This window comes from Aeromonas sp. 9A (assembly GCF_963900955.1).
Taxonomy (GTDB): Bacteria; Pseudomonadota; Gammaproteobacteria; order Enterobacterales; family Aeromonadaceae; genus Aeromonas; species Aeromonas salmonicida.
Map to the genome: position 1 here is coordinate 509,959 of NZ_CAWRFG010000001.1, position 21,221 is coordinate 531,179.

The 21,221-nt window shown below is 60.7% G+C and carries 21 protein-coding genes and 1 pseudogene; 14 read left to right on the forward strand and 8 right to left on the reverse strand.

Annotated features, from left to right (window positions below; genetic code table 11):
- Positions 1–5: 5 nt before the first annotated feature.
- The 7 genes from AACX78_RS02480 to hslR all read right to left on the reverse strand — a co-directional run bounded on the left by AACX78_RS02480 (position 6) and on the right by hslR (position 6,787).
- Positions 6–392: a DUF6559 family protein gene (locus tag AACX78_RS02480; protein ID WP_159165292.1), complete on the reverse strand. Its 387-nt coding sequence runs from the start codon at positions 390–392 to the stop codon at positions 6–8.
- Positions 393–457: 65 nt separating this feature from the next.
- Positions 458–862, reverse strand: a complete 405-nt coding sequence (locus AACX78_RS02485) for a nitrous oxide-stimulated promoter family protein (protein ID WP_407704397.1) — start codon at positions 860–862, stop codon at positions 458–460.
- A 78-nt stretch (positions 863–940) separates the two neighbouring features.
- Entirely contained in the window at positions 941–2,743 is a 1,803-nt protein-coding gene (locus tag AACX78_RS02490; RefSeq protein ID WP_021139463.1) for an aminopeptidase P family protein, read from the reverse strand.
- 33 nt (positions 2,744–2,776) lie between these two features.
- On the reverse strand, positions 2,777–3,442 hold the full coding sequence (locus AACX78_RS02495; RefSeq protein WP_021139462.1) for a GntR family transcriptional regulator: 666 nt from the start codon (positions 3,440–3,442) through the stop codon (positions 2,777–2,779).
- Positions 3,443–3,620: 178 nt separating this feature from the next.
- Positions 3,621–5,246 carry a phosphoenolpyruvate carboxykinase (ATP) gene (pckA, locus tag AACX78_RS02500; RefSeq protein ID WP_159165294.1) on the reverse strand — a complete coding sequence of 542 codons (1,626 nt, stop codon included), beginning with the start codon at positions 5,244–5,246 and terminating at the stop codon, positions 3,621–3,623.
- Positions 5,247–5,395: 149 nt separating this feature from the next.
- Positions 5,396–6,280: an Hsp33 family molecular chaperone HslO gene (gene hslO / locus AACX78_RS02505; RefSeq protein ID WP_058394888.1), complete on the reverse strand. Its 885-nt coding sequence runs from the start codon at positions 6,278–6,280 to the stop codon at positions 5,396–5,398.
- Positions 6,281–6,388: 108 nt separating this feature from the next.
- Positions 6,389–6,787, reverse strand: coding sequence for a ribosome-associated heat shock protein Hsp15 (hslR, locus tag AACX78_RS02510; RefSeq protein ID WP_005315870.1), 399 nt, complete (start codon positions 6,785–6,787; stop codon positions 6,389–6,391).
- A gap of 214 nt (positions 6,788–7,001) precedes the next feature.
- Between hslR and exeC the strand changes: the two genes are divergently transcribed.
- The 13 genes and pseudogenes from exeC (at position 7,002) to exeN (ending at position 18,902) form a co-directional block, all read left to right on the forward strand.
- Entirely contained in the window at positions 7,002–7,850 is an 849-nt protein-coding gene (exeC, locus tag AACX78_RS02515; RefSeq protein ID WP_276529315.1) for a GspC family type II secretion system variant ExeC, read from the forward strand.
- Between the two features lie 21 nt (positions 7,851–7,871).
- Positions 7,872–9,908, forward strand: a complete 2,037-nt coding sequence (gene exeD / locus AACX78_RS02520; protein WP_159165296.1) for a GspD family T2SS secretin variant ExeD — start codon at positions 7,872–7,874, stop codon at positions 9,906–9,908.
- A complete protein-coding gene (gene exeE / locus AACX78_RS02525) occupies positions 9,908–11,413 on the forward strand; it encodes a GspE family T2SS ATPase variant ExeE (protein ID WP_159165297.1) in 1,506 nt (501 codons plus the stop codon). The genes exeD and exeE overlap by 1 nt, the downstream gene beginning before the upstream one ends.
- A 71-nt stretch (positions 11,414–11,484) precedes the next feature.
- Positions 11,485–12,705, forward strand: a complete 1,221-nt coding sequence (gene exeF, locus AACX78_RS02530) for a GspF family T2SS innner membrane protein variant ExeF (RefSeq protein WP_021139456.1) — start codon at positions 11,485–11,487, stop codon at positions 12,703–12,705.
- A gap of 115 nt (positions 12,706–12,820) precedes the next feature.
- Positions 12,821–13,252, forward strand: coding sequence for a GspG family T2SS major pseudopilin variant ExeG (gene exeG, locus AACX78_RS02535; RefSeq protein ID WP_005315859.1), 432 nt, complete (start codon positions 12,821–12,823; stop codon positions 13,250–13,252).
- Between the two features lie 44 nt (positions 13,253–13,296).
- Complete coding sequence (gene exeH / locus AACX78_RS02540; protein WP_159165298.1) at positions 13,297–13,860, forward strand: GspH family T2SS minor pseudopilin variant ExeH; 564 nt, start codon at positions 13,297–13,299, stop codon at positions 13,858–13,860.
- Positions 13,857–14,216 (forward strand): GspI family T2SS minor pseudopilin variant ExeI, encoded by a 360-nt coding sequence (exeI, locus tag AACX78_RS02545; protein ID WP_058394892.1) that lies wholly within the window; start codon positions 13,857–13,859, stop codon positions 14,214–14,216. Before exeH ends, exeI begins: the two co-directional genes overlap by 4 nt.
- A gap of 62 nt (positions 14,217–14,278) precedes the next feature.
- Entirely contained in the window at positions 14,279–14,938 is a 660-nt protein-coding gene (gene exeJ, locus AACX78_RS02550) for a GspJ family T2SS minor pseudopilin variant ExeJ (protein ID WP_058394978.1), read from the forward strand.
- A 125-nt stretch (positions 14,939–15,063) separates the two neighbouring features.
- Positions 15,064–15,138: pseudogene (locus AACX78_RS02560) on the forward strand (type II secretion system protein GspJ); the annotation flags it as partial.
- An 89-nt stretch (positions 15,139–15,227) separates the two neighbouring features.
- Positions 15,228–16,253 carry a GspK family T2SS minor pseudopilin variant ExeK gene (gene exeK / locus AACX78_RS02570; protein WP_159165299.1) on the forward strand — a complete coding sequence of 342 codons (1,026 nt, stop codon included), beginning with the start codon at positions 15,228–15,230 and terminating at the stop codon, positions 16,251–16,253.
- A 120-nt stretch (positions 16,254–16,373) separates the two neighbouring features.
- A complete protein-coding gene (exeL, locus tag AACX78_RS02575) occupies positions 16,374–17,558 on the forward strand; it encodes a GspL family type II secretion system protein ExeL (RefSeq protein WP_099994854.1) in 1,185 nt (394 codons plus the stop codon).
- Positions 17,555–18,046, forward strand: a complete 492-nt coding sequence (gene exeM, locus AACX78_RS02580) for a GspM family type II secretion system protein ExeM (protein ID WP_021139450.1) — start codon at positions 17,555–17,557, stop codon at positions 18,044–18,046. Before exeL ends, exeM begins: the two co-directional genes overlap by 4 nt.
- A gap of 97 nt (positions 18,047–18,143) precedes the next feature.
- Positions 18,144–18,902 (forward strand): GspN family type II secretion system protein ExeN, encoded by a 759-nt coding sequence (gene exeN / locus AACX78_RS02585; RefSeq protein WP_058394896.1) that lies wholly within the window; start codon positions 18,144–18,146, stop codon positions 18,900–18,902.
- Between the two features lie 62 nt (positions 18,903–18,964).
- Here exeN and AACX78_RS02590 read toward each other — a convergent pair whose 3' ends face one another.
- Positions 18,965–19,786 carry a helix-turn-helix domain-containing protein gene (locus tag AACX78_RS02590; RefSeq protein WP_159165300.1) on the reverse strand — a complete coding sequence of 274 codons (822 nt, stop codon included), beginning with the start codon at positions 19,784–19,786 and terminating at the stop codon, positions 18,965–18,967.
- Between the two features lie 146 nt (positions 19,787–19,932).
- On the opposite strand from AACX78_RS02590, the gene tyrS reads away from it, so the two are divergent.
- On the forward strand, positions 19,933–21,201 hold the full coding sequence (gene tyrS / locus AACX78_RS02595) for a tyrosine--tRNA ligase (protein WP_159165301.1): 1,269 nt from the start codon (positions 19,933–19,935) through the stop codon (positions 21,199–21,201).
- The last annotated feature ends 20 nt before the right edge of the window (positions 21,202–21,221 follow it).

Below are 21,221 nucleotides of genomic sequence, written 5' to 3' on the forward strand. Positions count from 1 at the left end.
CGGGGTCAATATTGGCGGAAGGTGGCGCCTGGTGTTTGTACTTTGCGGTCTGTGCCGCCATGCCATGATGTGCAGTTGTTCAGCCGGTACACATCCAGGGCAGTGAACGCATTTTTCCCCTGGAACAGGCTCTCAGCCAGCTCTTGGCGCAACAGTGACAGGCTGTGCTGATTCAGCTGCCATGATTCGACCAGTTGCGGGTCTGTTTCATGTCGGTAGAGGGCAAAGTAGTAGCTCAGCCAGCGGGTCCGCAGCTTGTACCGCAACGCCTGGGTCAGCAATTGACCTGCGCTGTACTGCTCTTGTGGGCCATATGCCTTGACCAGGACCACAGCCATTTTCAGATAACTAGTCAGTGCACGGCGCTGACGCAAGCGGATAAGCCAGTCCATCTCTATCCTCCGTAAAGCCGAGAGTCCGCATTCTAGCAACAGCAAGATGAATCGGGAATGAGCGACTAGGGTGGCAATGGTCTGCTGTTGGGCAATCTGGGAGTCTTGTGCCAGCGGTCGAGCAGGTGACGGATTGCAAGCCAGGGGTGACGCCACAGCATGCGCGGACCGCTCCATTTCATGATCTGCTGGATCTGCTTGCGCATGGCGGGGGCATAGCAGTGGATGTGGCAGTTGGCGCAGGTCGGTTTGTGGCCGTGACCATAACGGCAGCGCCGCAGTCGCTGGTGGGCGAAGGCTTGCAACTGCTGGCAGTGCCGACAGGCGGGATCCTGATGGTGGTGGTGGCAGTAGAGGCGGATCATGGCGCTGACCGTTTGCTGCTCCCGCTTGAGCCTGGGGTGCTCGGGTACCTTGCTGGTACGAGTGCTGTGCATTGAGTCGGGATCATGGGGTTTCATGGCGGTCATTGTCCTGACCTGAGGGGACTGGGTGTTGATACAGGTCAAGACGGGAGGCAAAAAACAGGGCCCGCAGGCCCTGTGTCATCAGATGAGGCTGGTTGCTTGTTCCAGCCAGAGGAGATCCTCGCCCTCCAGCAGGGGGCTCAGGCGGCGGAACACCTCGACATGGTATTCGTTGATCCAGCGGAACTCGGCCGGGCTCAGCAGGCTGCGATCGATGAGGCGGGTATCGAACGGCACATAAGTCAGGCGCTCGAAGCCCAGCATCGCCAGTTCGCCCATCTGTTCCTGTTCGGTCACGACCACCAGGTTTTCGCAGCGGATACCGAACGCATCTTCCCGGTAGTAACCCGGTTCGTTGGAGAGCACCATGCCCGGTTGCAGCGCCACCAGGCTCCCCTTGGGCGCGATGCGCTGGGGGCCTTCGTGCACGCTCAGGAAGTGACCGACACCATGGCCTGTGCCGTGGTCATAGTTGTAACCCGCCTGCCACAGGGGCATGCGGGCCAGCACGTCGAGCTGGATGCCGGCGGTACCGCGCGGGAAGCGGGCCTGATCCAGCGCGATATGGCCCTGCAGCACCCGGGTAAACATGGCCTTGTGCTCGTCAGTCACCTCACCCACCTTGACGGTGCGGGTGATGTCAGTGGTGCCGTCCAGATACTGGGCACCGGAATCCACCAGATAGATGCTGTCCTGACCGAAGGGGCGTGGTGTGCCGTTGGTGTGACGGTAGTGGCACATAGCGGCGTTGGGCCCCAGCGCCGAAATGGTGTCAAAGCTCGGCTCGACGTAGTGTTCCTGCTCGTGACGGAAGGCTTCCAGCTGATCTGCCAGGGTGCCTTCATCCACCCCCTCGAATTCGCCGGAGGCGATCAGCCGATCCAGCCAGGCGAGGAAACGGGTAACGGCGACGCCGTCACGCAGGTGGGCGCGTTGCATACCGGCCAGCTCCACCGGGTTCTTGCACGCCTTCGGCAGCATGGTCGGATCCTGACCGGCCACCAGGATGGCGCCTGCCTCTTCCATGATGAGCTGGGTCCAGGCGTTGGCCGTGTTGGGGTCGGCCAGTACTCTTTGCTGGTTTTCACCAATGCGTTGCAGCACGTCACCCAGCTTGTCGATGGGGTAGACGGAGACATCCTGTCCCACATGTCTGGAGAAGGCGATGCAGTCAATCTTGTCGGTGTCGACGAAGAAATCCATGCTGGTGTTGGCGTAGAGCACCGCAAAACCCAGCACTACCGGCAGACGCTCCACGTCACGGCCACGCAGGTTGAGCAGCCAGTTGATGGGCTCGGCCTGGGTCAGCAGTACGGCATCCAGCCCGCGCTTGCGCAGGTCTGTGGCCAGCAGTTCGCGCTTGGCCTGGCTCGACTGGCCTGCCAGCTCTTCGCTGTAGAGAATGACCGGGGTTTTGGTCGGCGCGGGGCGATCGCTCCAGTGCAGGTCGATGGGGTTCTCATCGACCCGTACCAGCTCGATGCCGCGTTCGGTCAGCAGGGCCTTGGCGTGTTGATACCAGGCCAGGCTGTGCAGGCGGGCGTCAAAGCCGACCCGGGAGCCGGACGGCAGTTGTTCAGCCAGCCACTGCACATGGGGATCTTCGTTCAGATGAAGAAACTCGAATAGCTCGGCCGGTGCCTGCATGCGGGCCTGCACCGTGTAACGACCGTCGATGAACAGGGCCGCCCGCTGCGCCATTATGATGGCGAGCCCGGCGGAGCCGTTGAAACCCGTGATCCAGTCCAGACGCTCTGCGTAGGCGGGAATGTATTCGCCCAGGTGCTCGTCATCGTGGGGGACTATGAAGGCGTCCAGCTCTTGAATGGCCAGAGCGGCCCTGACCTGGGCGACGCGGGTTTCAATAATCTCGAAATGATTCATGTCGTTAATGCCAGATTGTAGTGATGTGAGTGTTCAGTGGTTGTGGCCGCTGTCCAGGATCCGTTTGATCGACTGGCCAGCCGCCTCGATATGTTGTTTGAGCAGCACCACAGCCTCGTGTTTGCGGCGGGCGCGACACAGCGCCAGCAACTGGGCGTGCTCACGTTCGGCCTTGTCCACTCCGTCGCTGGCAAACAGCAGCTCGAAGCGTACATAGCGGTCACAGCTCAGATTGATCTGGGCAATCAGCTCCAGCGCCTGGGGGCGACCGGCAGCCTGATAGAGGGTGGCGTGAAAACTGTGGTTCAACTCTGCCCAGTGTTCGATCTGGGTGCCTGACTCGAGCGCCTGATCAAACTGGGCCAGGATGGCCTCTGCCTTGGCAAAGGTCTCCTCCGTCATCAGGTCGACGGCGTGAAACAGGGTATCGGCTTCCAGCAGGGCTCGCAAATAAAAGAGTTCCTCGATGGCCGAGGCGTCCAGCATGGTGACCACGGCGCCGCGGTGGGCCTCGAATTTCACCAGTCCCTGGGCCTCCAGTTGCATCAGAGCTTCGCGCACCGGAATGCGGCTCACCGCCAGCTCCTTGGCGATGGCATCCTGACGAAGAGGGGCGCCGGCGGCAAACTCCCCACGCAGGATCCGGCCGCGGAGGTTCTCCATCACCATCTGGGTTCGGGTCTTGTAGGGTGGGGTCATGGTCGGGTCACAGGGGAATCGTTACAAAATTGTATATTGTATAAAGTTGGGCTGAATCTAACGCGCAACCGCCCACAAGGCAAGGTTTGGCGGGGATCAAACGCCGCCATCTGGTTAAAAAAATACCGGTCAGCAGGGCTGACCGGTATTGGAGTTTGCAAGAAGACGGGTGCTGGCGTTACAGCTGCGGACCTGCCGCGACCAGGCGCTTGCCCTCTTCGTTGTCGGTGAAGCGCTCGAAGTTCTTGATGAAGCGCTGGGCCAGATCCTCTGCCTTGGTATCCCACTCGGCCTTGTCGGCATAAGTGTCACGCGGGTCGAGGATCGCCGGGTTCACGTCGTGCAGTGCGGTCGGCACTTCCAGATTGAAGACCGGCAGTATCTTGGTCTCGGCCTTCTCGATGGAACCGTCCAGGATGGCGTCAATGATGGCGCGGGTATCCTTGATGGAGATGCGCTTGCCGGTGCCGTTCCAGCCGGTGTTGACCAGATAGGCTTCCGCGCCGGCCGCTTCCATCCGCTTCACCAGCTCCTGACCGTACTTGGTCGGATGCAGGCTGAGGAAGGCCGCACCGAAGCAGGAGGAGAAGGTCGGAGTCGGCTCTGTGATGCCGCGCTCGGTACCGGCCAGCTTGGCGGTGAAGCCAGACAGGAAGTGGTACTTGGTCTGCTCCTTGGTCAGCTTGGAAACAGGAGGCAGCACGCCGAAAGCGTCGGCAGTCAGGAAGATCACCTTGTTGGCATGACCCGCTTTGGAGACCGGCTTGACGATGTTCTCGATGTGATAGATGGGGTAGGAGACGCGAGTGTTCTCGGTCTTGGAGCCATCATCGAAGTCGATGGTGCCATCGGCGGCAACGGTCACGTTTTCCAGCAGCGCATCGCGACGTATGGCGTTGAAGATGTCCGGCTCGGCTTCTTTGGAGAGCTTGATGGTCTTGGCGTAGCAGCCCCCTTCGAAGTTGAACACGCCGTCATCGTCCCAGCCGTGCTCGTCATCGCCGATCAGCTGACGCTTGGGATCGGTGGAGAGGGTGGTCTTGCCGGTGCCGGAGAGGCCGAAGAAGATGGCAACGTCGCCGTCCTGACCCACGTTGGCGGAGCAGTGCATGGAGGCAATACCGCGCAGGGGCAGGAAGTAGTTCATCATGGAGAACATCCCTTTCTTCATCTCGCCACCGTACCAGGTGCCGCCGATGAGCTGGATCTTCTCGGTGAGGTTGAAGGCAACGAAGTTCTCGGAGTTGAGACCCTGTTCCTTCCAGTTCGGGTTGGTGCATTTGGCACCGTTCATCACCACGAAGTCAGGTTTGAAGGCTTTCAGCTCTTCATCGCTCGGGCGAATGAACATGTTCTTGACGAAGTGAGCCTGCCAGGCCACCTCTGTGATGACGCGCACGGCCAGACGGGTATCCGGGTTGGCACCGCAAAAGCCATCGACCACAAACAGGCGCTTGCCGGAGAGCTGTTTGGTCACCAGGGATTTCAGATGTGACCACACTTCCGGGGTAATGGCTTTGTTATCGTTTTTACCCTGGTCAGACCACCACACAGTATTCTGGGTGGTGGCGTCTTTGACGATATATTTATCTTTCGGGGAGCGGCCTGTAAAGATACCTGTGTTGACATTAACGGCGCCCAGTTCGGTCACTACACCGCGCTCGAACCCTTCCAGGTCAGAACGTGTCTCTTCCGCGAAAAGCTGGTCGTAAGAGGGGTTGCGAACGATTTCTTGGCTGTTTTTGATGCCGTACTGGTCCAGTTCTAATTGTTGGGCCAGGGTGGGTTCTGCCACGATTGTCATTGTATTCTCCTGGGTTCAGAGGTTGGTAGGGTTCTATCTGGCATTCATCCTATCACTTAGGTGGTAGAGTTTAGAGATCGCCATCAAACTTTATAAAATAGGGTATTTTTTTGTTATTTAAGTTAAAGGCGGGTTTTGCCCGCCTTCAATTAGTGTAACTTGTTTGCATCATTATCGGGAGCCCTGCTGAACAGGGTTTCGACGTCGATCCCATCAAATTGGTACTGGGCGCCGCAATAATCACAGTGCATGTCGATCTTGCCGAGCTCCTGCACCATCTCCAAGACTTCTTCCTTTTCTATCTGCAGCAGGGCCCCTTCACAGCGTGCGCGGGAGCAGGTGCAGCGGAATTCGACTGCCTGGGGATCGAACACTCGCACCTTGTCCTGGTGGTAGAGGCGGTAGAGGATCTCTTCCGCTTCCAGCCCGAACAGCTCTTCATCCTTGATGGTGGCGGTGAGCTGGGTCAGGTGATCGAAATCTGCGCTGTGATCCTCGCTCTGGGCGGGCAGTGCCTGCAGCAATATGCCGGCAGCGCGCGGTTCACCCTGGTGGTAGCCGGTACGGATCCAGAGCTTGGTGGCCAGCTGTTCGGATTGGGCGAAGTAGTGCTCCAGACAGCCCGCCAGGGTATCGGCGTCCAGGGCTATGATGCCCTGATAGCGCTCGCCCTGCTCCGGAGTGATGGTGATGATCAGCTGGCCGTTGCCAATCAGGCTCTGCAGCTTGCCATCGCTCGGCAGCTCCCCCTCATAGCGGGCCACGCCGCGCAACTGCTGGTTGTTGTCACCATTGATCACCGCCAGACGGACAGGGCCATCACCCTGCAATTGCACAGTGATGGAGCCTTCGAACTTGAGGGTGGCGGTCAGCAGGCTGGTGGCGACCAGCAGTTCACCCAACAATTTTTGCACCTGCACCGGATAACTCTGGGCTTCCACCACGTGGCGGTAGGTGTGATCCAGCTGGACCAGCTCACCCCGGACTTCGTACTCTTCAAACAGATAGCGATACAGGAGATCTTGGTTACTCATCATGCATTCCTGGGTTCTTAGGTGAGGTGAATAGATAAAAACAATAATAAACAGGTGGTTAGGAACTTATCTCGCTGCCTGTCGTCATAAAAGGGCCACGTTGGCGAGTCAGTATTGCTTGACCTTGATCAGCTGGCGCCGCTCCTGCTTGTCGGGGCGACGCTCGGGGCTCGGGGCAAACTGGCTGTTGAAGCGGCGCGCCTCGCTGTTCTCGGCCCGTTTTTTCAGGCTGGCTTCCGTCTCTTCATAGAGCAGCTGGGCCAGCGGGGCGGACTTGCGCTGTTCGCTCACTTGCAGTACCCGTACCTCCCGCTCGTCCTGGCCCTGCCAGACACGGATGAGGGCGCCGGCTTCAACGGCCTTGCCAGGTTTGCTGCGCTGGCCGTTATAGTGCACCTTGCCCCCTTCAATCTGATCGCGGGCCAGGCTGCGGGTCTTGTAAAAACGCGCGGCCCACAACCATTTGTCGAGGCGGACCTGGGTTGTGGTTTCTGCGGGATTCGGCATGAATCGACTCCGGGATGGCTGAAAGGGGAGCCTGATTATACCAGAGGCAGGCCTCGGGATAGAAACAGGGGGGCTGATGGTGTGACGGAATGTCAATTTTCACAGCTTGATACCATCCGGTCGGTTGTCTCTGGGTCCATTGCCGTACACAATAGCCAACCGATTTGGAAGCCAGAATATATTGATAAACATGACGCTACCGTTCAGGGATGACTTGTTGAGCTCCCTTCTGGCCCGTTGCAAAACCGTGCCGCTCTCCCGTTTCAGCCAGCCCCTGTTCTGGCTCTTGCTGCTGTTGCTGGCCCACCAGTGCGCCGGTCTCACCTGGCGTCTGCTGGATCTCGGTAGCCAGCAGAGCAGTCAGCCCTGGCAACCGGCCGAGGCAGGCAGTCAGGGTCAGGACAAGGCCCGGCTCGATCTCGGCGGCGTCAGCCGGCTGGCACTGTTTGGCAAGGCGAAGCAGCAGGCCCGGGCGGCCGATGCTGTCGCAGCCGACGCACCCAAGACCCAGCTCAATGCGCAGCTCAACGGTGTGCTGGCCAGTTCCGATCCCGCCAAGTCCATCGCCATCATAGCCCACAGCGGTGTGCAAAATTCCTATGGCATAGGTGACTTCATCGATGGCACCCAGGCCAAGGTTCGCCAGGTGTTTGCCGACCGCGTCATCATAGAACGTGACGCGCGTGACGAGACCCTGATGCTAGACGGGGAAGAGTACGGCAAACCCCTGCCCAAGCAGGGCAACCCGGATGAGAAGCTCTCCTCGGTGCGCAGCGAATTGCTGGGCAACCCCGGCAAGATCACCGATTACCTCAATATTTCACCGGTACGAGTGGATGGCCGCATGGTCGGCTATCGCCTCAATCCGGGCAGCAATCCAGAACTGTTCAATCAACTCGGTCTGGTCGCCAATGATATGGCGGTCAGCATCAATGGTCTGGATCTGCGGGATAACGCTCAGGCCATGCAGGCGATGCAGCAGGTGGCTGGCGCCACGGAAATGACCGTCACCGTCGAACGGCAGGGACAGCTCTACGACGTTTATGTCGGCTTGTCAGAATAATGATTTGGAGTAGCACCAAGAATGATAAATAAAGGGAAGAGCTGGCGTCTTGCCACGGTCGCGGCGGCGCTGATAATGGCAGGCTCTGCCTGGGCCACCGAGTATTCTGCCAGCTTCAAGAATGCCGACATCGAAGAGTTCATCAACACGGTCGGCAAGAACCTGAGCAAGACCATCATCATAGAGCCTTCGGTGCGCGGCAAGATCAACGTCCGCAGCTACGACCTGCTCAATGAAGAGCAGTATTACCAGTTCTTCCTGAGCGTGCTCGACGTCTATGGCTTTGCCGTTGTGCCCATGGATAACGGCGTGCTCAAGGTGGTGCGCTCCAAGGATGCCAAGACCTCGGCCATCCCCGTGGTGGATGAGACCAACCCGGGCATTGGCGACGAGATGGTGACCCGGGTGGTGCCGGTGCGCAACGTCTCGGTGCGCGAACTGGCCCCCTTGCTGCGTCAGCTCAACGACAACGCCGGTGGCGGCAACGTGGTGCATTACGATCCCTCCAACGTGCTGCTCATTACGGGCCGTGCCGCCGTGGTCAACCGTCTGGTGGAAGTGGTGCGCCGGGTCGACAAGGCGGGCGATCAGGAAGTGGACATCATCAAGTTGAAATATGCCTCCGCCGGCGAGATGGTGCGACTGGTGACCAACCTCAACAAGGATGGCAACACCCAGGGCGGCAACACTTCCCTGCTGCTGGCTCCCAAGGTAGTGGCCGATGAGCGCACCAATTCCGTGGTGGTCAGTGGTGAACCCAAGGCGCGGGCTCGCATCATACAGATGGTGCGCCAGCTCGACCGCGACCTGCAGAGCCAGGGCAATACCCGGGTCTTCTACCTCAAATATGGCAAGGCCAAGGATATGGTGGAGGTGCTCAAGGGCGTCAGCACCAGCATAGAAGCGGACAAGAAGGGGGGCGGCACCACGGCCGGTGGCGGCAACGCCAGCATAGGGGGTGGCAAGCTGGCCATCTCGGCCGACGAGACCACCAATGCGCTGGTCATCACGGCCCAGCCGGATGTGATGGCCGAGCTGGAGCAGGTGGTTGCCAAGCTGGATATCCGCCGTGCTCAGGTGCTGGTGGAGGCGATCATCGTCGAAATCGCCGATGGTGACGGTCTCAACCTGGGGGTTCAGTGGGCCAATACCAACGGTGGCGGTACCCAGTTTACCGACACTAGCCTGCCCATTGGCTCTGTGGCCATCGCCGCCAAGGATTACCAGGATAATGGCACCACCACGGGTCTGGCTGCCTTGGCGAAAGACTTCAACGGCATGGCCGCCGGTTTCTACAAGGGTAATTGGGCAGCACTGGTGACGGCGCTCTCCACCAACACCAAGAACGATATTCTCTCCACCCCGAGTATCGTCACCATGGATAACAGAGAGGCCTCTTTCAACGTCGGCCAGGAAGTGCCTGTGCAGAGCGGCTCCCAGAGTTCCACCACCAGCGATCAGGTGTTCAACACCATAGAGCGCAAGACGGTAGGCACCAAGTTGACGGTGACGCCGCAGATCAACGAAGGGGATTCGGTGCTGCTTACCATAGAGCAGGAGGTCTCGAGTGTTGCTCAGACCCAGGCGCCTGGTACCGGTACACTAGGGCCAACCTTTGATACCCGCACCATCAAGAACGCCGTGCTGGTCAAAAGCGGTGAAACCGTGGTGCTGGGTGGCTTGATGGATGAGAAAACCCAGGAGAAGATTTCCAAGGTGCCTTTGCTGGGTGATATCCCTGTGTTGGGCTATCTGTTCCGCTCTACTTCCAATTCGACCTCCAAGCGTAACCTGATGGTCTTTATCCGCCCCACCATTTTGCGCGATGCCAGCGTCTACTCGGGGATATCCAGCAACAAGTACACCATGTTCCGGGCCGAGCAGCTGGAGGCGGCTGCACAGGAGGGTTACCTCACCTCACCGAAACGCCAGGTGCTGCCTGAATATGGCCAGGATGTGGCCCAGTCGCCCGAGGTACAAAAGCAGATCGAACAGATGAAGGCCCGCCAGCAGGCGACGGCCGACGGGGTGCAGCCGTTCGTACAGGGTAACAAGTAATGGCGGCGTACCAGCTTGACGGAACGAGTCTGCCTGCAGCCCTGCCAGAGCTGCCGTTTGCCTTTGCCCGCAACTTCGGTGCCATTCTGACCGAGCGGCAGGGGACCCCCCTGCTGATCTGTCGTCAGGGTGTCGCGCCGCAAACCCTGCTGGAAGTCCGGCGGGTAGCGGGCTGCGCCTTCGAGGTGGAGCAGCTTGGCAGTGACGAGTTTGAAGAGTTGCTGATGGCTCACTACCAGCGCGACTCTTCCGAGGCGCGCCAGCTGATGGAAGATCTCGGCAACGAGATGGACTTCTTTGCCCTGGCGGAAGAGTTGCCCCAGAGCGAGGACCTGTTGGACGCCGATGACGATGCCCCCATCATTCGTCTCATCAACGCCATGTTGAGCGAGGCGATAAAAGAGGAGGCGTCCGACATCCATATCGAGACCTTCGAACGGGTGCTGGTCATTCGCTTCCGCATCGATGGCGTACTGCGGGAGATACTGCGTCCCCATCGCAAGCTGGCCTCCCTGCTGGTGTCGCGCATCAAGGTCATGTCGCGGATGGACATAGCCGAGAAGCGGGTCCCGCAGGATGGCCGCATCTCATTGCGTATCGGTGGCCGGGCGGTGGACGTGCGGGTTTCGACCATGCCGTCCAGCTACGGCGAGCGGGTGGTATTGCGTCTGCTCGACAAGAACAACGTGCGCCTCGAGCTCAAGCAGCTCGGCATGACGCTGGCCAACCGCAACATCATCAGCGAACTCATTCGCAAGCCCCACGGCATCATATTGGTGACGGGTCCGACCGGTTCGGGCAAGTCCACCACCCTGTATGCGGCACTCTCCGAGATCAACTCGCGGGATCGCAACATTCTCACGGTGGAGGACCCTATCGAATATGACCTCGAAGGGGTAGGTCAGACCCAGGTCAATACCAAGGTGGACATGACCTTCGCCCGCGGCCTGCGTGCCATCTTGCGTCAGGATCCGGACGTGGTGATGGTGGGGGAAATCCGCGACCTTGAGACCGCCCAGATAGCGGTGCAGGCGTCGCTGACCGGTCACCTGGTGATGTCGACCCTGCACACCAACACCGCCATCGGTGCCATCACCCGAATGCGGGACATGGGGATAGAGCCTTTCCTGCTCTCCTCATCCTTGCTGGCGGTACTGGCCCAGCGGCTGGTGCGTACCCTCTGTCCGGATTGCCGCACTCCACGCCCCATCACTGAGCAGGAGCGGGAGGCCATGGGCATGGAGCTGGCACCGGATCAGCAGGTGTGGCGCCCGGTTGGCTGTGAGCAGTGCAACCACACCGGCTATCGCGGCCGGACCGGCATTCACGAGCTGGTGGTGATCGACGAGGCGGTGCGCGAGGCGATCCACAGCGCCAGCGGCGAACTGGCCATAGAGCGGCTGATCCGGGACCATACCCCCAGCATCCGCCGGGATGGCATCGACAAGGTGCTCAAGGGCCAGACCAGCCTTGAAGAAGTGCTGAGGGTGACCCGGGAAGATTGATGTTCGGTCAGGGAAGCGATTTGAATCGGGATAGCAAGACGTCACAGTGCTAGGGCAGAGGAGCAAGAGTATTGTCAGCATTTGAATACAAAGCCCTCGACAGCAAGGGGCGCCAGAAGCAGGGGGTGACCGAGGGTGATTCGGCCCGTCAGGTACGCCAGCAACTGCGCGAGCAGGGGCTGACCCCGCTCGAGGTGAACGAGACCACAGAGAAGGCAAAGCGGGAAGCGAATCGCTTCGTGCTGTTTCGCCGTGGTGCCTCCACTTCCGAGCTGGCCCTCATTACTCGCCAGTTGGCGACCCTGGTGGGTGCAGGCCTGACTATCGAAGAGGCGCTGCGGGCAGTGGCCGAGCAGTGCGAAAAGGCCCACCTGCGCAGCCTGGTGGCAACCGTGCGCAGCAAGGTCGTAGAAGGCTACTCGCTGGCCGATTCGCTGGGGGCCTTCCCCCACGTGTTCGATCAGCTGTTCCGCTCCATGGTGGCGGCCGGTGAAAAATCGGGCCATCTGGAGAAGGTGCTGAACCGGCTCGCCGACTACACGGAGCAGCGCCAGCATATGCGCACCAAGCTGCTGCAGGCGATGATCTACCCCATAGTCCTCACTCTGGTGGCGGTCGGGGTCATTTCGATCCTGCTCACTGCCGTGGTACCCAAGGTGGTGGCCCAGTTTGAACACATGGGCCAGCAGTTGCCTGCGACGACCCGTTTCCTCATCGGCACCAGCGAGCTGATGCAGCATTACGGCCTCTGGTTCCTGCTGCTGCTGTTTCTGGGTGGCTTTGTCTGGCGCTGGTGGCTGACCGACGAGAAGCGTCGCCGTCACTGGCATCAGGTGATACTGCGCCTGCCGGTCATAGGCCGGGTCAGCCGTGGTCTCAACACAGCCCGCTTCGCCCGCACCTTGAGCATCCTCAATGCCAGTGCCGTGCCCTTGCTGGAGGGGATGAAGATCGCCGGCGAAGTGCTCTCCAACGACTTTGCCCGTACGCGCATTGGTGAGGCTACCGAACGGGTACGCGAGGGGACCAGCCTGCGCAAGGCGCTGGATGAAACCAAGATTTTTCCGCCCATGATGCTGCACATGATCGCCTCCGGCGAGCAGAGTGGCGAGCTCGACAACATGCTGGAGCGGGCGGCGGACAACCAGGACAGGGAATTTGAAACCCAGGTGAACATAGCCCTCGGCGTGTTCGAGCCCCTGCTGGTGGTCTCCATGGCCGGGGTTGTGCTGTTTATCGTGATGTCGATCCTGCAGCCGATCCTCGAGCTCAACAACATGGTGAATCTGTAGGTTCGGGTGTCCGAATACGCTTCGCTATTCGAACCTACAAATCCAATCGAACGATCGTGGTTTAACAGTTAATCGTTGATGGTTCATGCCATCTCATTTCGTTAGGGAGTAAGTCATGCAAAAGCGTCGTCAATCCGGTTTTACCCTGCTGGAAGTCATGGTGGTCATAGTGATCCTCGGGATCCTGGCCAGCCTGGTGGTGCCCAACCTGATGGGCAACAAGGAGAAGGCTGACCAGCAGAAAGCCGTCTCCGATATAGTGGCGCTGGAAAATGCCCTCGACATGTACAAGCTGGACAACAACCGTTATCCGACCACGGAGCAGGGCCTGGATGCGCTGGTCAACAAGCCGACCGCCGCCCCCGAGCCGCGCAGCTACCGTGACGGCGGCTACATCAAGCGCCTGCCGCAGGATCCCTGGGGCAATCCTTACCAGCTGCTGAGCCCGGGCCAGTTCGGCAAGATCGACATCTTCTCCATGGGGCTGGATGGCGAAGCCGGTACCGATGACGACATCGGCAACTGGAATCTGAAGGATTTCCAATAAGTGATTGATTGCGCTGCCATCAAGGTGCTGTGGGCGAGGCTGCCGTGAGGGGCTCCTCGTCTCGTCATCGCCAAGCCGGTTTCACCCTGCTGGAAGTATTGCTGGTGGCCATGCTGATGGGGCTGGTGGCCACTGCCGTCACCCTCAGCATGGGGGGGGCCAGAGGCGATCGCGAGCTCGACAAGCAGGCGCGCCGCTTCATGGCGACCCTGCAACAGGCACAGGAGTATTCGGTGATGGATGGCCGGCTGGTGGGGCTGTGTATCGAGGCGAACGGCTGGCAGTTCATGCAGCGCGGGGCCAAGGATCGCAAATGGCAGGCGTTGACCGACGACAAGATCCTGGGGCAGGTCACACTGCCGGATGAGATGACGCTGGCCATCGAGCTCGAAGGGTTCAGCTGGCGGACCGAGTCCGACGAGAAAACCGAGCAGGGTCGGGACGAGAAGGAGCGCACGCCTCAGGTATTGATCTTCCCCGGTGGCGAGCTCAGCCCTTTCGTATTGACCCTGACCCAGCAGAATGAGGACGTGCGCTACCTTCGGACTGTCAAGGCGGATGAATTCGGTCGCTTGCGACTGCTGCAGGACGAGGAGGAAGAGGAGTGAACGCCCGTGGCATGACATTGCTCGAGGTCATGGTCGCACTGGCGGTGTTTGCCATCGCGGGTCTCGCCGTGATGAAAACCGCCAGCGAACACCTCTCTGCACTCAGTTATCTGGAAGAGAAGACGCTGGCGACCTGGGTGGTGGAAAACCAGCTGGTGCAGCAGAAACTCGAAGCCAAGTGGCCCGGCGACAGCTGGGTGGAAGGGGACGAGAAGATGGCTGGGCAGACCTGGTATTGGCGCTATCGCGGCGTCGCCACCGCCGACAACAACTTCAAGGCGCTGGATATGGAAGTGCGTACTGCCCCCAAGGCCGATAGCCCTGTGGCCATGATCCGGACTTATATCAGCCGATGAGCCTGGCCAACGATATCCAAATGACGTCCAGTCAGGACGATTTCACTCTGCTGGAGAAGCCGATGAGGCCATCGCCAGTACCCAGGCCGCGAGCTCGGCATCATGGCCGTCAGGGTGGTTTTACTCTGCTGGAGATGCTGGTGGCCATCGCCATCTTCGCCAGCCTCAGCATGGGCGCCTATCAGGTGTTGCAAGGTGTGCTCACCAGTGACGAGGTGGCCAAGAAGAAAGAGGCCCGTCTCTCCGAGTTGCAGCTGGCCTTCACCCTGATGGAGCGGGACATCACCCAGATGGTACCCCGCAGTGGCCGTATCGATGGCGAGAACAACAAGGTGCTGCTGGCGGCGTCCCGTTTCGGCCAGCAGAGCGATGATTGGGGCATGGCTTTCATTCGCGGTGGCTGGCTCAATCCAGATGGTATGCTGCCACGCTCCGGTTTGCAGCGGGTTGGCTGGCGTCTCAAGGATCACAAGCTGGAGCGGCTGAGCTACCTCTATCCGGATCCGGTGATCGGCACAGAGCCGCGTATTCAGCCCATGCTGGATCGGGTGACGGCGCTGCGGCTCTATTTTTACGACAAGGGAGCCTGGAAGGAGGAGTGGACCCAGCGCAACGTGCTGCCTTACGGCCTGGCGGTGGAGCTGGATCTGGAGGATTACGGCACCATTCGTCGTCAGTTCCTCATCGGGGCCGGTGGCCAGAGGGCTGACAATGGTAATTGATCGCCGTTTTCCCCTGAGCGTCACTGAAGATGACGGCACAATTCGTCGTCGTCAGTTCCTCATCGGGGCCGGTGGCCAGAGGGCTGACAATGGTAATTGATCGCCGTTTTCCCCTGAGCGTCACTGAAGATGACGGCACAATTCGTCGTCGTCAGTTCCTCATCGGGGCCGGTGGCCAGAGGGCTGACAATGGTAATTGATCGTCGTTTTCTCCTGACCGTCACTGAAGATGACGGCACAATTCGTCGTCGTCAGTTCCTCATCGGGGCCGGTGGCCAGCGAGCTGACAATGGCAACTAGGGGCAATCGGGGATGGCACGCAGCCAGACCGGGTCGTCAGGGCGGCATGGCCCTGCTGGTAGTGCTGCTCATCTTGTCGGTGATGGTGATCATCGCCAGCAACATGAGCGGTCGCTTGCAGCTGGAACTGCGCCGCACCGGCAACCTCACTGCCGGCAAGCAGGCATGGTGGTATGCCATGTCGGCGGAAGCCCTGGTGAGCAAGGTGCTGGCTCAGGATTTCAAAGACGACCCCAATGTGGTGAGCCTGGGCCAGAACTGGGCCAGGCAGGATGCTGTCTTCCCGGTGGATGACGGCAAGCTGACCGGTCGGGTGCGGGATCTGCAATCCTGCTTCAACCTCAACAGCCTGAGCGTGCCCCTGAAAGACGGGGTGAGCGGCGATGATCTCGAGAAGCAGCCCTATCAGGTCAAGGCGTTTCGCGCCCTGCTCAAGCAGCTCGAAGTCGAGGATTACGAGGCGGTGCAGCTGACCGATGCCATCCGCGACTGGACCGACAAGGATACGGCGCTGGTCTCGAGCTACGGTGCCGAAGATGCCTATTACGAAGGGCTGACTCCCCCTTATCTGACAGCGAACCAGTGGATGATCAGCACGGATGAGCTGAGGGCAGTACGCGGTGTGAGTGCCAAACTGTATGCCCGGCTGGCGCCCTATGTGTGCGCCTTGCCGACCGACAAGCTGGTGGTGAACATCAACACCATCAAGCCGGAGCAGGCCACGCTGCTGGTGGCGCTTTATCAGGACAAAATTGGTCTCGATGACGCCAAACGGGTGCTGACCAGCCGCCCCCAGAAGGGGTGGAAGGATAAAAAAGCGATGACGGATCAGATGCCGGTGCAGGTGAGCACCATCCAGGGGCTGGATGCGGCGCTGGACGTCAAGAGCAGCTATTTCGAAGCCAAATTGATCGCCGAAGTCGGTGATACCCGGGCCAGGCTGGAGAGTGTCTTCGTGCGTGGCAAGGACAACAAGCTGGTGATGCTGCGCCGCCTCAGCGGTGGCGCCGAATAACAAACAGGTGTGGGTGACGGCTGATGGCCGAACCCGCTCTGAATCCGTATTGGACAGCAGCCAAAGGCTGCGCTCCCGCCCATCCCTTGGATGCGGACGGGAATGGCAGGAGAGATATTTGTGAGCGAGAGTCTGGTCATCCGTCTGGGGACCAATGCGCAGCAACCGGTCGAGTGGCTGGTGTGGTCGGCGAAGGAGGAGGAGATCATTGCCTCCGGTACTCTGGCCTCGGCCCATGCCCTCGGCGAGCTGCGGGAGCGTGCCGGTGGCCGCCCCGTGGTGACCCTGGTGCCGGGCAGCGACCTTATCTTCCGGCGGGTGAGCCTGCCGGGCAAATACAGTCGCCAGGCCGCGGCTGCCTTGCCCTATCTGCTGGAGGAGCAAATCGCCTCCGATGTGGATGAGCTGCATCTGGTGGTGCTGGCCCACGAGGGCCACGATGTGGACCTGATGGCGGTCGACAAGGAGAAGATGCAGACCTGGCTGGGCTGGCTGGAGGCGGCGGGCCTCAAGAGCCAGCAACTGCTGCCGGACGTGCTGGCGCTGCCTCAGGCCGCCGATGGCTGGTCAGCCCTGCAACTGGGCAAGGAGTGGCTGCTGCGCCAGGGCCCTTGCCAGGGCATAGTGGCCGACGAGCCGCTGCTGGCCATGTTGCTGGCGGTCGAAGCCGAACCGGTTACCATCCACAGCCATACCCCGGTACCGCCGATCCCGACTGCCAACTGGCAGGCGGCAGATCCCGAACTGCCCATGCTGCTGCTGGCCAAAGGGGCGTTGAACTGTCAGGCCAACCTGTTGCAGGGCCCCTACCGGCCGCAAACCGAATACTCCCGTTACTGGTTGCAGTGGCGCAAGGTTGCCGTGGTCGCCGGCTTGCTGCTGTTGGTGGCGCTGACCCAGCGCGGTGTGCATCTCTATCAGCTGGCGGAGCAAGACAAGGCTCTCAAGGCCGAGATCCGGCAGGTCTACACCCGCATCTTCCCGGGGGAGACCCGCATAGTGAACGTGCGCAGCCAGATGGCGCAGCACCTCAAGTTGCTGGGGCAGACGCCGCAGGATGGTGTGCTCTTGTTGCTGACCGAACTGGCTCCCACCTTCGCCGAGGTGCCGGGTCTCAAGCCGCAGGTGCTGCGTTTTGACGCCGCCCGGGGCGAGCTGAGATTGCAGGTGACTGCGCCCGGTTTCACCGAGATAGAGCGTTTTCGCGAGCTGGCGGGCAAGCGTTTCGAGGTGCAGCAGGGTGAGGTGCGCAGCACAGAAGGCAAGGTTGAAGGGGCACTGGTGCTGAAGGGTAAATCATCATGATGGATAAACTACAAGGCTGGTGGCGCAGCATCAGCGCCCGCGAGCAGCGGCTGGTGGCAGTGGGTGGCAGCTGCCTGCTGATCGGGCTCTGCTACTGGGTCGTCTGGCAGCCCATCGCCAACCGCATCGCCGAGCGCGAGCGGCAGGTGCTGAGTCAGCAACAGACGCTCGCTTGGCTCAAGGAAAAGGGGGAAGAGGTGCTGGCGATGCAGGGTGGTCAGGGCCGTCAGCTTGACACCAGCGGCACCCTGGAAGGAGTGGTGAACCGCACTGCCTTCAACCAGAAGATCAAGATTGCCCGTCTGCAACCCCAGGGTCAGGAGCTGCAGGTGTGGATCGACACAGTGCCGTTCGATGATCTGCTGATCTGGCTGGCGAGCCTCGCCGATCAGCACGGTGTCCAGGTACAGGTGATCGAGGTGGCCCGTGAGAATCTGGCCCCGGGTCTGGTCAAGGTCAGACGCTTGCAGTTGAGTCGTCCCCAATGACATCCAGCGGACTGAGTGCCGCCGAGTGCCCGGTATTTCATCCCTGTGGGGCTCCGGGCCTGGTCAAGGCCAGACATTTTCAGTTGAGTCATTTTCTATGAAGAAAAAAGTACTGATCGCCGCCCTGTTTCTGGTGGCCTATCTCGGTTTTCTGTTGGTGAAGTTGCCCGCAACCCTGGTGGTGCGCCATCTGCCGCTGCCACCCAACCTGGTGCAGCTGGAAGGGGTGAGCGGCACCCTCTGGAGTGGTCAGGTCGCCCGGCTGCAATATGCCAGCGAATCGCTGACCCAGCTGCGCTGGGAGCTCAACGGCTGGTCACTGCTGCGCTTCGCCCCCGAGGTCTCTCTGCGTTTCGGCGATCGCAGCGGCCTCAATGGCCAGGGTGTGGTCGGCTGGAACGGCGCCGCCTTTGGTCGCGACATTACCCTCAATGTGCCCGCACCCTGGGTGCTGGATCGGGTGCCCATGCGGCTGCCGTTCCCGCTGACGGTGGCGGGTCAGTTGCAGCTCAAGGTCGATCAGTTTGCCCAGGGCAACCCCTGGTGTGACAACCTTTACGGCAATCTCTATTGGTATGGCGCCGATGCAGACACCTCGGCCGGCAAGCTGCCGCTGGGGGATCCCGAGATCAAGCTGACCTGCATCGACTCCCGTCTGGTGGCCGAACTCAAGCAGAGCTCGGAGGCGGTGCAGGTGATGGGCAAACTGGAACTGCAGGCCAATCGCCAGTACCTGTTCCAGGGCTCCCTCAAACCTGGCCCTGAGCTGCCGGAAGAGATGAAGCAGGGACTGCCCTTCCTCGGTCAACCCGACGGTCAGGGCCGTTTCCCGCTGCGCTATCAGGGGCGTATCTGACGATACTGTCTGGTGTTGTGGACGCATGATGAAAATAACCCCGCTTCGGCGGGGTTATGTCGTTATGGGGTTTGTATGTCGCCAACCGGCGCCGTGATCAGATTGTTCAGAAAGAGATTGAACAGCTCTGCCCGCGAGCCGAGCCGCAGCTTGCCATAGAGGTGCTTGCGGTGATTCTTTACAGTGCCGCCGCCAATCCCGAGCGCCGCGGCAATCGCCTCGGTATCCAGCCCCTGCAGCAGCAACTCCGCCACCTGCCGCTCGCGCCGGGTGAGCCTATCGCCCCCCACACTTGCCATCGCTTGCTCCACAGCACTCTTGAGGCTTGCGCTGTCCGGCTGCGCGCTGCTCTGGGGCAGCAGCGGCGGGCTCTGCTGCCACTGCTGACGACAGAGCGAATGTACCAGCGGAAACAGCTGCTCCAGCCTCGCCAGCTCGCGCTGGCTCAGGGTGCTGCGCTTGTCGAGGCGGCCGAGAAACAGCATCAGCGTCAGTCCGTCCCGTACCGGCAGGATCAGCCCCACCTCCTCCTGCCAGCCGGTGGCCTGATAGAAGTGGTGGCGATATTCGGGATCGAGCCGCCCTTGTGACACCTGCGCCAGGGTCCAGACGCCGGCAGGCAAGCCCTGTTCCAGCGCCTGCATAAAGGGATCCTGACTGAAGTGGCTGGTGAGGTAGCGATCAAACAGCAGAGCCCGCTGATGATTGAGGTTGTCGTAGAGGTAGACGGGCCGCTGCCCCACCCCGAGCAGCAGGGCGCAATCAAACTCTACCTGCTGCTGGATCAGCCGCACCAGCGCCGCAGGAAAGGCGCTGCTGTGCAGGGCATCGACCACCTCGGTCATGCTGCGGGTCAAGGCATCTGTGGTGAATGGCTGGATCATGGTGGCACGTTTCCGGTGGCGGGGAGCTATTCCCTACTATGGCTGGATGCTAGCACGAGAGTGACAAAACTGTCCCTCAGGGGACATATTCGCCACCGACCAGAACGGCGAGGATGACGGCTTTCCCCCCTGCTGTTGGAGAACCCATGATCAACCCTCACCTGCTCGATGAGCTGATCCAGCGCGGCCTGGTGGCCCAGAATTCCGACCCGGCGGCCCTGGCCGACCACCTCGCCACCCCGCGCACCGTCTATTGCGGGTTCGATCCCACCGCTGGCAGCCTGCATATCGGTCATCTGGTGCCGCTCTTGATGCTGCGCCGCTTCCAGCTGGCAGGCCACACCCCGGTGGCGCTGGTGGGCGGGGCGACCGGCCTTATCGGCGATCCCAGCTTCAAGGCAACCGAGCGCAGCCTCAACAGTGCCGATACCGTGCTGGGTTGGGTCGCCAGCCTGTTGGCCCAGATCAAGGCGCTGCTGCCCGCCGATGACGGCCTGTCGGCCCCGCAACTGGTCAACAATGGCGACTGGATGGGGCAGATGTCCGCCCTCGATTTTCTGCGGGATATCGGCAAGCACTTCTCGGTCAACGCCATGCTGGCGCGGGAATCGGTGCGCCAGCGACTGGCCCGTCCGGATCAGGGTATCTCGTTCACCGAGTTCTCCTACACCCTGCTGCAATCCTACGACTTTGCGGTGCTGCACCAGCGGCTCGGCTGCACCCTGCAGATTGGCGGCAACGATCAGTGGGGCAATATCACCAGTGGCATGGATCTCACCCGTCGCCTCCATCAGGCGCAGGTGCACGGCATGACCCTGCCCCTTATCACCAAGGCAGATGGCACCAAGTTCGGCAAGACAGAGGGCGGTGCCGTCTGGCTGGATCCGGCGCTCACCTCCCCTTACGCCTTCTACCAGTTCTGGCTCGGCACCGCGGATGAGGATGTCTACCGCTTCCTGCGCTACTACAGCTTTATGTCGCTGAGCGAGATTGATGCACTGGAGGCGGAAGATGCCCAGCGGCAGGGGCGCAAGCAGGCCCAGCAGGTATTGGCGAACGAGCTGACCGAACTGGTGCATGGCAAGGCGGCACTGGCGGCGGTGCAGCGAATCAGTGAGCTGCTGTTTAGCGGCGAGGTGGCCCGCCTCGGCGAGAGCGATCTCGCCCAGCTGGCGCAAGATGGCATGCCGAGCAGCACAGTCAGCGGCGAAACCGATCTGGTCAGCTTGCTGGTCAGCTGCGGTTTGGCGAACTCCAAACGCATTGCCCGCGAGCTGCTGGCGGCGGGGGCCATCAGCCTCAATGGCACCATCAGGCAGGATGAGCAGCTGAGTGCCGAGGATCGGCTGTTTGACCGCTACCTGCTGCTGCGTAGGGGCAAGAAGCAGTACCAGCTGGTGGCGTGGCAGGGGTGAGTCGACCCGGGATCGACAAG

Bases quoted from the DNA above. Each gene is read 5' to 3' on its own strand.
- AACX78_RS02480 (WP_159165292.1), bottom strand. From the start codon at position 392: ATGGACTGGCTTATCCGCTTGCGTCAGCGCCGTGCACTGACTAGTTAT.
- exeK (WP_159165299.1), top strand. From the start codon at position 15,228: ATGGCAACTAGGGGCAATCGGGGATGGCACGCAGCCAGACCGGGTCGT.
- exeE (WP_159165297.1), top strand. From the start codon at position 9,908: ATGGCGGCGTACCAGCTTGACGGAACGAGTCTGCCTGCAGCCCTGCCA.
- tyrS (WP_159165301.1), top strand. From the start codon at position 19,933: ATGATCAACCCTCACCTGCTCGATGAGCTGATCCAGCGCGGCCTGGTG.
- AACX78_RS02495 (WP_021139462.1), bottom strand. From the start codon at position 3,442: ATGACCCCACCCTACAAGACCCGAACCCAGATGGTGATGGAGAACCTC.
- exeJ (WP_058394978.1), top strand. From the start codon at position 14,279: ATGAGGCCATCGCCAGTACCCAGGCCGCGAGCTCGGCATCATGGCCGT.
- AACX78_RS02590 (WP_159165300.1), bottom strand. From the start codon at position 19,786: ATGATCCAGCCATTCACCACAGATGCCTTGACCCGCAGCATGACCGAG.
- hslR (WP_005315870.1), bottom strand. From the start codon at position 6,787: ATGCCGAATCCCGCAGAAACCACAACCCAGGTCCGCCTCGACAAATGG.
- exeD (WP_159165296.1), top strand. From the start codon at position 7,872: ATGATAAATAAAGGGAAGAGCTGGCGTCTTGCCACGGTCGCGGCGGCG.
- pckA (WP_159165294.1), bottom strand. From the start codon at position 5,246: ATGACAATCGTGGCAGAACCCACCCTGGCCCAACAATTAGAACTGGAC.
- hslO (WP_058394888.1), bottom strand. From the start codon at position 6,280: ATGAGTAACCAAGATCTCCTGTATCGCTATCTGTTTGAAGAGTACGAA.
- AACX78_RS02490 (WP_021139463.1), bottom strand. From the start codon at position 2,743: ATGAATCATTTCGAGATTATTGAAACCCGCGTCGCCCAGGTCAGGGCC.
- exeG (WP_005315859.1), top strand. From the start codon at position 12,821: ATGCAAAAGCGTCGTCAATCCGGTTTTACCCTGCTGGAAGTCATGGTG.
- exeM (WP_021139450.1), top strand. From the start codon at position 17,555: ATGATGGATAAACTACAAGGCTGGTGGCGCAGCATCAGCGCCCGCGAG.
- exeN (WP_058394896.1), top strand. From the start codon at position 18,144: ATGAAGAAAAAAGTACTGATCGCCGCCCTGTTTCTGGTGGCCTATCTC.
- AACX78_RS02485 (WP_407704397.1), bottom strand. From the start codon at position 862: ATGACCGCCATGAAACCCCATGATCCCGACTCAATGCACAGCACTCGT.